The sequence below is a fragment of the Aeromonas sp. QDB68 genome (genome assembly GCF_027707405.1).
In the GTDB taxonomy this organism is placed as follows: Bacteria; Pseudomonadota; Gammaproteobacteria; order Enterobacterales; family Aeromonadaceae; genus Aeromonas; species Aeromonas caviae.
In genome coordinates, this window is sequence record NZ_JAPCIQ010000049.1 from 22,519 (window position 1) to 29,264 (window position 6,746).

The following is a 6,746-nucleotide window of genomic DNA, read 5'->3' on the forward strand; positions in this document are numbered from 1 at the left end:
CCATCAGAGCAGCCCCTGCCCCAGTCCCCTGAGCCGGTCGCTCAGGGTACCCGCCAGCAGTTGGCGGCGCATGCCCTGTCCAGCCAGGGTCACCAGCACGGCCCCAAGCAGGGGGAGTGCAGCCCAGATGGCCCAGTGGAACTGCCACTGCGCTCCCTCCCACCACCACTGCAGACCGAAGGAGCAGAGCTCCACCACCATGGCGGCGCAGAGCCCTGCCAGGGCACCGCTCGCCACCAGCTCCCAGCGCAGCATCTTCTCGAGCAGGGCGCTGCCCGCCCCCAAGGTGCGCATCAGCAGCAGCTCCCGGCGCCGATGGGCCATGCCGGCCTGGGTCTGGGTCAGCAGCACCAGCAGGGCGGCTACCGTCACCAGCCCGAGCATCAACCCCAGGGCGCGGCTCACCTGATCGGAGACCAGGGTGAGGCGGCCTATCAGATCCTCCACATCGATGAGGCTCACCGTGGGGTGGCGGCGGATGAGTTCCACCTCTGCCCCTCGCCCCTCAGGCGGCAGACGATAGCTGCCGAGCCAGGTCTGGGAGAAGGGGGCCAGCACGTCCGGCGAGAAGATCATGTAGAAGTTCGGCCTCATGTTGTCCCACTTGATGGACCTCAGGCTGGTCACCCTGGCCTCGAACGCCCGCCCCTCTATGGTGAAGCCGAGCACGTCTCCGAGCGCGATGCCGAGCCGTCCCGCCAGCGCCTCATCGACGGAGACCTCCCCCTTGCCGGCCAGCCATTGACCGGCAGTGACCTTGTTGTCGGCGGGCAGGGCCGATGTGGTGGTGAAGTTGAGCTCTCTGTCCACCCCCTCCCGCGCCGCATCCTCCCCCACTGCCTCACCAGCGATACGGGTCAGGCGCCCGCGCACCATGGGGTAGAAGTCCGAGGTGATGGCCCCGGCCCGGTGCAGATCGGCCAGGATCCCTTCCCGCTCGCTGTCCGCCACATTGACCAGGAAGCGGTTCGGGGCGTCGGCAGGCAACCGGGTGGAAAAATCCTCCAGCAGATCGACCCGCGCCGCCCACAGCAGCCCGAACAGCATCAGGGCCAGGGCGAAACCCGCCAGCTGGAACAGACCACTGCCCCGCTCACGGGAGAGGTGATTGATGGCCAGGCGCAGGGCATGGGGCCCCTTGAGCCGACTGCCAAGACGCAGCAGCACGGAGGCGAGCAGGGCCAGCAGCGCCATCAACACCCCCATGCCGCCGATGAGCCCGCAGGCCAGCCTGATGTCGGCGGTAAAGCCCCACACCAGGGCAAACAGCCCGATGAGCCCCACGGGCACCGTCAGCCAGGGAGGGATCCCCGCCTCCAGCTCCCGGCGCAGCACCCGCAGCGGCGGTACCTTGAGCAGCCTCAGGAAGGGGACGAACGCCAGCATCAGGGTGATGAAGAAGGCGACCGCAAGGCCCAGGGCGAAGGGTCGCCAGGAGGGGGGCGGCAGATCCGCAGGCAGCAGATCCCCCAGCAGGTTCAGGGTCAGCCACTGCATGGCGCTGCCCGCCACCAGCCCCATCAGGGCCCCCACCAGGGTCAGGGAGAACAGCAGGGTGCCCATCAGTTGCCACAGGGTGCGCCGCGAGGCCCCCAGGGTCTTGAGCAGGGCCACCATGTTGGTCTGGCGCTCGGCGAAATGGCGCACCGCTATCCCCATGGCCAGGGCGCCGAGCAGCACGCCGGCAAGGGATGCCAGACGGAAGAAGCGCTCGGCATTGCCCAGGGATTTCCCCACCTGGGTACCCTGATCGTCGGGTTTGACGAGCTTCTGCCCGGCGCTCAGCCTGGTGTTGAGCCAGGCCTCATAGCGGGCGATGGCGTCACGGGGCCCCTTGACGAGATAGCGCCACTGCTGGCGACTGCCCGGCAGCAGGGCCCCGGTCGCCTCGATATCGGCGCTGTGGATCAAGGCCCTTGGCGCCATCTGGAAGGGGCTGAACCCCTGATCCGGCTCCTGGCCCAGCTCCCCTGCCACCGTCAGCCGGGTGTTGCCGACCTCGAGTGCCTCCCCCACCTTGGCGCCGAGCAGTTGCATCACCCTGGCGGAGAGCCAGATCTCGCCGGGCGCCGGGGCGCGCTGGGGAGTGAGCTCCAGCTTGCCGTAGAAGGGAAAATCCCCGGGCACGGCGCGGATGGAGGCCAGTTGCAGGGTATCACCGTGAAACAGCATGCTGTTGAAGCTGACCGTGGTCTGCACGGCCAGCCCCTCCTGATGCGCCTGCGCCAGCCACTCTGCCGGTGCCGGCGTCGCGGAGCGCAGCACCCTGTCCCCTCCGATGAAATCCCGCCCGGAGGCCTTGAGCCCCACGTCCAGCCGATCCGCCACCAGAGCCACGCTGAGCACGCAGGCGACGCTCAGCGCCAGCGCCAGCACAAACCAGCGCAGCTCGCCGCTGAACCCTTCCCGGCGCAGCAGCTTCAATCCCAGTCGCCACTGACTCATGACGCCTCCCTCACCGTCCATGCTGCTGCCAACGATCCCCTGGTGCAGCTCTGTCTCCACTGACTCATGACAGCTCTCCCACCCTGGCCGCCATGACAGCCTGTGCCTCCAGCCGCCCGGCTGACATCACCAGCTGCCGCTGGCAGCGCTGGGCCAGCTCATGGTCATGGGTCACCACCACCAGGGTGGTGTTGTGCTCGCGGTTGAGACGAAACAGCAGTTCGATCACCGTCTCCCCTGTCTTGCTGTCGAGGTTGCCGGTGGGCTCGTCCGCCAGCAGCAGGCTGGGGCGGGTCATGAAGGCACGGGCAATGGCGACCCGCTGCTGCTCGCCGCCGGAGAGGCGCGGCGGTAGGTGGTGCAACCGCTCTCCCAGACCGACCTGGGCCAGCAGCTCCCGGGCACGGGGCTCGCTGTCGGTCTCCCCCCGCAGCTCGGCCGGCAACATGACGTTTTCCAGGGCGCTCAGGGTGGGCAGCAGCAGGAACGACTGGAACACGAACCCCACCTGCTCGGCCCGCAGCCTGGCGCGTCCCTCCTCGTCCAGCCGGGTGAGGGAGTGGCCGAGGATCTCTATCTCGCCGCTGCTCGGCAGATCGAGACCGGCCAGCAAACCGAGCAGGGTGGACTTGCCGGAACCGGACGCACCGACCAGCGCCAGCGTCTCGCCGGTATTGACTTGCAGATCGATCCCTTCAAGGATGGTGAGGCTTTCCTGACCGAGGCGAACGGTTTTACCGAGCCCCCTGACGGCGATAATGGGCGTTGAACTCATCTTGGGTATCCTGTTTGCCTGAACCTGTAATGACAATAGAACGTGGGAGTTGACTGCATGATGCGTCTCTTGTTTGCCGTGAGTTGCCTGTGCTGCTGGGCAGCGTCCGTCCAGGCCCAGACCCTGCTGGTACTGGGCGACAGCCTGAGTGCCGGCTACCAGATGCAGGCCGAACAGAGCTGGCCTGCCCTGCTCAATGAAAAGTGGCAGCAGCAGGGGGGAGAACACACCCTCATCAATGCCAGCATCAGCGGTGAAACGACCCAGGGCGGCCTGGCCCGCCTGCCCGCTCTGCTCGAAACCCACAAACCGGACTGGGTGTTGATCGAACTCGGCGCCAACGACGGGCTGCGGGGCTTTGCTCCCGCCATCACCCGGGCCAACCTGACCAAGATGATCGAGCTCGCCCGGGCGCACCAGGCGAAGACGGTGCTGACCCAGATCCTGCTGCCCCGCAACTATGGGGCGCGCTATCTGCAACAGTTCGAGCAGATCTTCCCGGATCTTGCGAAGGCCAACGACCTACCGCTGATGCCCTTCTTTCTGGATGATATTGTGCTGCGCCCTGAACTCATGATGAACGATGGACTGCACCCGACGGCCACCGCCCAGCCCCGGATCCGCGACAAGGTCGCCCGCTTTGTCGAGCCTCTGCTGACTCAGTAGCCCGGTGGCCGGGCCCCTGGCCCTTCCCCTTGCCCAGCAAAAAGCCCCCGCATGGCGGGCAATGCTGTTCAGATAAGCACTTTTTTGACTGATTATTCATAAATTGGATTTGAGTTGAGGGGGCAAGGCTGTGTCCAGTCGATCTTCCTCCAGCCTTTATCCAGCGGGGCTTGCAATAGAAAGAGGGAGGCATCATGCCTCCCTCGCTTTTTTGTCCTGATACTACGTGGACTGGAACTCAAATTCTCTTAAGTGAACAGCATTGCCCGCATGGCGGGGGCTTTTTCATGGTTCGGCGTGCCGGGTTCAACGGCCCAGGATCTGCCGCATCCGCTGCTGTGCCACGTCCACCAGCAAGTCGGGCTGGAATTTGGAGATGAAGCGATCACACCCCACCTTCTTGACCATGGCCTCGTTGAAGTTGCCGCTCAGGGAGGTATTGAGGGTGATGAAGAGATCGGACATGCGCGGATCGCTGCGCACCTCGTGAGTCAGGCGATAACCATCCATCTCCGGCATCTCGGCGTCCGTGATCATCAGCATGATCTCGTCGGTCACCTTCTTGCCCGCATCGCACCACCCCTTGAGCAACTTGAGGGCCTGCAAGCCGTCCTGGCACTCGATGACCTCGAGCCCGAGCTGGGCGAGGGTCTCGCGCACCTGGTTGCGGGCCGTGCTGGAGTCATCGACGATGAGCACCCGGCGTCCCTGCATCTGGGGCAGGATCTCCTCGTCCAGCACCTCGGACGAGATGCGCACGTCATAGGTGATGATCTCCGCCAGCACCTTCTCCACGTCGATGATCTCGACAATCTGGTCGACCCCCCCTTCCGGGATGCGGGTAATGGCGGTGAGGTAGTTGGCACGACCCGCCGAACGGGGCGGCGGCAGTATGTCCTTCCAGGTCATGTTGACGATGTGGGCCACCTGCCCCACCAGGAATCCCTGAATGGTGCGGTTGTACTCGGTGATGATGAGGTTGGACTCCTGATCGATGACCATGGGACGCATCCCGATGGCACCGCGCAGGTTGATGACGGGGATGGAGACGCCGCGAATGTTGGCGACGCCGCTGATGTTGTGGTGGGACCCCGGCATCTTGTTCAGATGGGGCAGCTTGACCACTTCCCGCACCTTGAAGACGTTGATCGCAAACAGTTGCTGGGCACCCAAACGGAACATCAGCAGTTCCAGGCGATTCTCCCCTACAAGCTGGGTACGTTGATCCACTGAATCCAATATGCTCGCCATATAACGCCCTTACGTCCATTTCCCGAAATTGCCCCGCACCGGAGCTGCGACATGCCAACCAGCCCCGCTTTCCCTGTCGGGACAACGCAAGCCTATATAGAAATAATGAAAAGCGTCGAGGAAAGATAGGATCTTGACCACGGGGCGTGATCATCGCCCCATCACTGCCTCATGGCAAGCACAGCCACGCACCGGCCCCGACAACAAGGGTATCGACCACACGGGGCCATTGCTGAACCCCGGCGTGCCGCTCTTGTCATCCAGCGCGGTCCGCCAGCAACGAAAAGACCGGCCACATGGGCCGGTCCTGGGATGTGCAGTGCGTCTGGGACGACTTAGAAGTTGTACTGCAGGGCCACGGCGACGATGTCGTCGGTGGACTTGTTCAGGCTGTTCTTGCCGGTGGAACCCACTTCGTCCAGCAGGTTGATCTTGTAGTCCACGTAGGCATTGAAGTTGTCGGTGAAGTTGTACCAGGCACCCACGGAGACGTATTCGGTCGCGGTGTCATCGATGCCGTGAGCGCTGTCCTTCACGTCGGTACGCAGGTAGGCCAGAGAGGGCTTGAACTTCGGCGTGATGTTGTACTGCACGACCGCTTCGTAGCCATCCATCTTCTCGGCGTAACCGCGCATGGAGCCGGTGTCCACGAAGAGGTGATCTTCACCGTGGGAGTAGGTGGCGGCCATGTAGAGGTTGCCGACGGCATACTTGGCGCCCACCCCGAACAGCTTGGCGTCGTTGTCGCCGCCGAAGCTCACGTTCTCGGCCTGCTCGTCGGTCTTGCCAGCCTGGTTGTAGGCGGCACCCAGGCTCAGGCCCATGTTGAAGTAATAGTTGGCAGAGAGGGCATACCCCTCGGAAGAACCTTTCGGGCTCCAGGTGCTGTTCGGGCCGACGCGCTCGCTGCGGCTCGCGTTCTGCGGGTCGTTGTTGCCGGTGAACTGGGCACCCAGGGTCAGCCCCTGCCAGTTGTACATGTACTGGGCCAGGCCGTTGGTACGACCGGTGCCGAACACCTCGGTGTCCTTGCCCAGACCATCACCACCCCACTCCGGCAGCACGTCGGTGTAGTTGTTCACCGCCTTGGTGAACAGACCGTCCTGGCGGCCGTAGCTGAAGGCACCGAAGCGATCGTGCTTGATGCCCGCATAGGCGTAACGCAGCTCGTCGTTGTCAGAACCGGAGACCGGCAGGTTGTACTCGGCGAAGCCGAACGCGGTCAGATCCTCGTCAACCTTGGTTTCACCTGCGATGTGCAGACGCAGGTAGCTGGCATCGCCTTCGGTGGCGTTGTCATCGGTGCCGTAGTACATGCCGTTGACGCGGCCGCCGATGTCCAGTTTGGTACCATTCTGATCGTAAACGTTGGCGGCCTGTGCACCACCGGCCAGCAGCAGGCTGGAGATGGCCATCGTCAATGCTGTCTTTTTCATTGTTCTTTCCTCAGGTGTAAGCACTCTCTGTCAGACCAGAGTTCGGTCGTGATGATCGGTTGATGTGCCGATGGCCTAAGGTAGATCCGGAAACCTTGTTGACATCCTCCCCCACCTTAGCGCTTCGCGTCACAGGAGGGGGATTCCCATTACTGGGTGATAGCTGCTCGCGC

The 6,746-nt window shown here is 63.9% G+C and carries 5 protein-coding genes; 1 reads left to right on the forward strand and 4 read right to left on the reverse strand.

What is annotated here, in order from left to right:
• Window positions 1-3 precede the first annotated feature (3 nt).
• The gene (locus PG892_RS14285) at window positions 4-2,445 is read right to left on the reverse strand and encodes an ABC transporter permease (protein ID WP_103858202.1); all 2,442 of its coding nucleotides are present in this window, start codon (window positions 2,443-2,445) and stop codon (window positions 4-6) included.
• Window positions 2,446-2,509: 64 nt separating this feature from the next.
• On the reverse strand, window positions 2,510-3,220 hold the full coding sequence (locus tag PG892_RS14290; RefSeq protein WP_042016058.1) for an ABC transporter ATP-binding protein: 711 nt from the start codon (window positions 3,218-3,220) through the stop codon (window positions 2,510-2,512).
• A 57-nt stretch (window positions 3,221-3,277) separates the two neighbouring features.
• Here PG892_RS14290 and PG892_RS14295 point away from each other — a divergent pair, with 57 nt between their 5' ends.
• Window positions 3,278-3,886, forward strand: coding sequence for an arylesterase (locus tag PG892_RS14295; RefSeq protein WP_103858194.1), 609 nt, complete (start codon window positions 3,278-3,280; stop codon window positions 3,884-3,886).
• A gap of 306 nt (window positions 3,887-4,192) precedes the next feature.
• Here the strand turns inward: PG892_RS14295 and PG892_RS14300 are convergent, their stop codons facing one another.
• Window positions 4,193-5,137 carry a chemotaxis protein CheV gene (locus tag PG892_RS14300; RefSeq protein ID WP_103858195.1) on the reverse strand — a complete coding sequence of 315 codons (945 nt, stop codon included), beginning with the start codon at window positions 5,135-5,137 and terminating at the stop codon, window positions 4,193-4,195.
• A gap of 335 nt (window positions 5,138-5,472) precedes the next feature.
• On the reverse strand, window positions 5,473-6,573 hold the full coding sequence (locus tag PG892_RS14305) for a porin (RefSeq protein WP_103858196.1): 1,101 nt from the start codon (window positions 6,571-6,573) through the stop codon (window positions 5,473-5,475).
• Window positions 6,574-6,746 lie beyond the last annotated feature (173 nt).

Excerpts from the sequence above, each read along its gene's own strand:
- PG892_RS14285 (WP_103858202.1), bottom strand. The coding sequence starts at position 2,445 with ATGAGTCAGTGGCGACTGGGATTGAAGCTGCTGCGCCGGGAAGGGTTC.
- PG892_RS14290 (WP_042016058.1), bottom strand. The coding sequence starts at position 3,220 with ATGAGTTCAACGCCCATTATCGCCGTCAGGGGGCTCGGTAAAACCGTT.
- PG892_RS14295 (WP_103858194.1), top strand. The coding sequence starts at position 3,278 with ATGATGCGTCTCTTGTTTGCCGTGAGTTGCCTGTGCTGCTGGGCAGCG.
- PG892_RS14300 (WP_103858195.1), bottom strand. The coding sequence starts at position 5,137 with ATGGCGAGCATATTGGATTCAGTGGATCAACGTACCCAGCTTGTAGGG.
- PG892_RS14305 (WP_103858196.1), bottom strand. The coding sequence starts at position 6,573 with ATGAAAAAGACAGCATTGACGATGGCCATCTCCAGCCTGCTGCTGGCC.